This is a genomic window from Actinomadura keratinilytica (assembly GCF_039539665.1).
In the GTDB taxonomy this organism is placed as follows: Bacteria; Actinomycetota; Actinomycetes; order Streptosporangiales; family Streptosporangiaceae; genus Spirillospora; species Spirillospora keratinilytica.
This window is the reverse complement of the sequence record NZ_BAABDO010000238.1, coordinates 1-2,756: the sequence shown is the minus strand read 5'-3', so window position 1 is coordinate 2,756 and position 2,756 is coordinate 1. Positions and strand designations below refer to the sequence as shown.

Here is a 2,756-nt window from a genome sequence, read left to right as displayed (position 1 = left end):
TCTCGGCAGCCGAGAACCAGACGATCTAGCCTCCAAGATCGCCGGGGCGGTCCAGACGAACACTTCGGCCTTGACCGGCGTGTGCGCAGCCATTGTGCCCGCCACCCTCGCCAACGCCACCGCCCGCTCTCTGGCGTCACTGATGGAGCGGGCGACGCGTTCGGCCCTGGCCGGATCATGCTCGGCCATCGCCCCCGCCACCTCCATCAATGCCCGGTTCCGGGCGTCGCGGTCGGTGAGGGAGCCGATGATGCGTTCGGCCCGGGCCAGGTCGCGTTCGGCCACCGCTCCCACCACTATGGCCAGCGCCGTCGCCCGCGCGCCCGGGCTGGTGACGGAGCGGGCGATGTCTTCGGCCTCGGCCAGCAGGGCGCGACAGCGACCCGGATCATGCCTGGCCAGCACGCCTGCGATCTCGGTCATCAGCCACGCCTGGGGTTGGGATGCGGTGAGCGTGCGGGCGATCCGCTCGGCCTCGCCCAGCAGGGAAAGAGCGCCCGCCGGATCACGCACGGCCACCGCACCGGCCACCTTCGCCAACGCCGCCGCCTGGTCTCTGGGGTTGGTGAAGGAGAGTGCGAAGTGTTCGGCCTCTACCGGGGCGTGCTTGGCCATCGCCCCCACCACCTCCACCAACACCGTCGCCTGCCAGTGGGGGTCGGTGATGGAGCGGGCGATCCGTTCGGCCTCGGCCAGCAGCGGATGGGCGCCCGCCGGGCCACCCGCGACGGTCTTCGCCGACGTCTGCTCCTGCGACGCGGGCCTGGTGTAGGCGAGGGTGGCGGGCCGGCGGTGGGAGGCCGGGAGGGGGTTCGGCGCAACGGGGGCGGATTTCAGGCTGGTGGCCGCCTGCGCGGCTGAGGCGGGGCGTTGGGCGGGGTCTTTGGCCAGCAGTGCGGTGATGGCGGTGTCGAGGTGATGGGGGACGTCGGGGCGGTGGGCGCTGGGCGGGTCGGGGATTTTGGTCAGGTGCATGGCGATGAGGGCGCGCAGGTCGTCGGCGGGGAAGACGGTCCGGCCGGTGAGCAGGTGGTACAGGGTGGCGCCCAGGGCGTACAGGTCGGCGCGGTGGTCGACCGGTCCGCCGTCGAGCTGCTCGGGTGCCATGTAGGCGGGGGTGCCCGGCTGGAACCCCTCGCGGGTGAGGCCGACGGTGGCGTCCTGGAGGCGGGCGATGCCGAAGTCGCAGATCTTGACGGTGCCGTCGTCCAGGACCATCAGGTTGGCGGGTTTGATGTCGCGGTGCACGATCCCGGCGGCGTGCGCGGCGGCCAGGCCGTCGCAGACCTGCAGCCCGTACTCGACGACCTGCCGCAGCGGAAGCCCGCGGGGGTGTCGTCGTAGAAGCGTCTGGAGATCGCGGCCGTCGAGGTGCTCCAGCACCAGGAACGGGCGGATCCGCCCGGTGCCGTTCTCGACATGTTCGTCCAGGTCGTGGACGGCGGCGATATTGCGGTGGTTCAGCCGCGCGGCCGCCTCGCCCTCCCGGCGGAACCGCGCCGGCATCTGCTCGGCCGCCCTCGGATCGGCCAGCAGGTCGGTCGACAGCACCTTGACCGCCACCCGGCGCCGCAGGCGCTCGTCGAAGCCCTCCCACACCTCGCCCATCGCGCCGCGGCCCAGCAGCCGCTCCAGCCGGTAACGGCGCGCCAGCAGGTCCCCAGCCCTCATGATGATCACCGTAGCGGCAGCGGGAAAAGGCGGCTCTGGTCGCCTGCTGGAAAGTCGATCAGCGGACGCCTCTGGGGCGGTACTGGACGCTGATGCGAGGGCCGGAGTCCTTGGCGGTCTTGGGGATGCTGTGCTCCCAGGTGCGCTGGCAGCTGCCGCCCATCACGATCAGGTCGCCGTGGCCCAGCTCGTAGCGGAGGGTGGAGCCGCCGGAGCGGGGGCGCAGCAGAAGGGAGCGGGGCGCGCCGACGGAGACGATGGCGACCATCGTGTCCTCCGTGCCGCCGCGCCCGATGGTGTCGCCGTGCCATGCCACGCTGTCGCGGCCGTCGCGGTACAGGCAGAGGCCGGCGGTGCGGAAGGGCTCGCCGAGCTCCTCGGCGTAGTGGGCGTTGAGGGCCTGTTCGGCCTGGTCGAGGAGCGGGTCGGGCAGTGGCGCGTCCTCGTCGTAGAAGGCGAGGAGGCGGGGGACGTCCACCACGCGGTCGTACATGTGGCGGCGCTCGGCCCGCCAGGGGACCGCGGTGAGCAGGCGTTGAAAGAGCGCGTCGGCTCCGGCGATCCAGTTGGGACGCAGGTCGATCCACGCCCCGTGGGCGAGCGGGACGCGCCGGACGCAACGTCCGAGTTCGCGCGGGCCCGCCTCGTCCCCGGAATCGAAGATAGAACCTTGGAGGGCGCTCTCCATCTCCTCATGCTACCCACCAGCCCAAACACACGTTCGATCGCCTGTAGCTCCGCACGTCCGAGCCCCCGTGCGCCCGCCCGCCGTCTGGCGCCGCGCCTCCGGGAGGAACTCCCACGCACACGGGGGCTCGGCTATCTGAAGGACGGCGGTAGAGCCGGGGGTGACATGTGGTCGGCCGCGCCGCCGTCGTTCGGGGACCGCGGCTCCGGTGGCCGCAAGGCTTGTCAAAGGATCGGGTTGTCGGGGGAGTCGAGGTAGACGTACTGGCGGTCGGGGGTGACGGCGACGCCGAACCGGAGGGTCGTCGGTCGCCCGATGCCCTCCCACCACCGGTAGGCCGCTTCGATCTCCTCCCACAGGCGGCGCGGCCCGTGCTGGAGCACCCGGTGCACGGTGG

2 protein-coding genes are annotated in these 2,756 nt (G+C 72.2%); both read right to left on the bottom strand.

What is annotated here, in order from left to right; all coding sequences use genetic code 11:
* Nucleotides 1-1,671: serine/threonine-protein kinase (locus ABD879_RS32400; RefSeq protein WP_345025601.1), on the bottom strand; the 1,671-nt coding region annotated here is incomplete at its 3' end.
* Nucleotides 1,672-1,729: 58 nt separating this feature from the next.
* Entirely contained in the window at nt 1,730-2,359 is a 630-nt protein-coding gene (locus ABD879_RS32395; RefSeq protein WP_345025600.1) for an alpha-ketoglutarate-dependent dioxygenase AlkB, read from the bottom strand.
* Between the last annotated feature and the right edge of the window lie 397 nt (nt 2,360-2,756).

Coding starts and splice junctions, on each gene's coding strand:
- ABD879_RS32395 (WP_345025600.1), bottom strand. CDS start 2,359: ATGGAGAGCGCCCTCCAAGGTTCTATCTTCGATTCCGGGGACGAGGCG.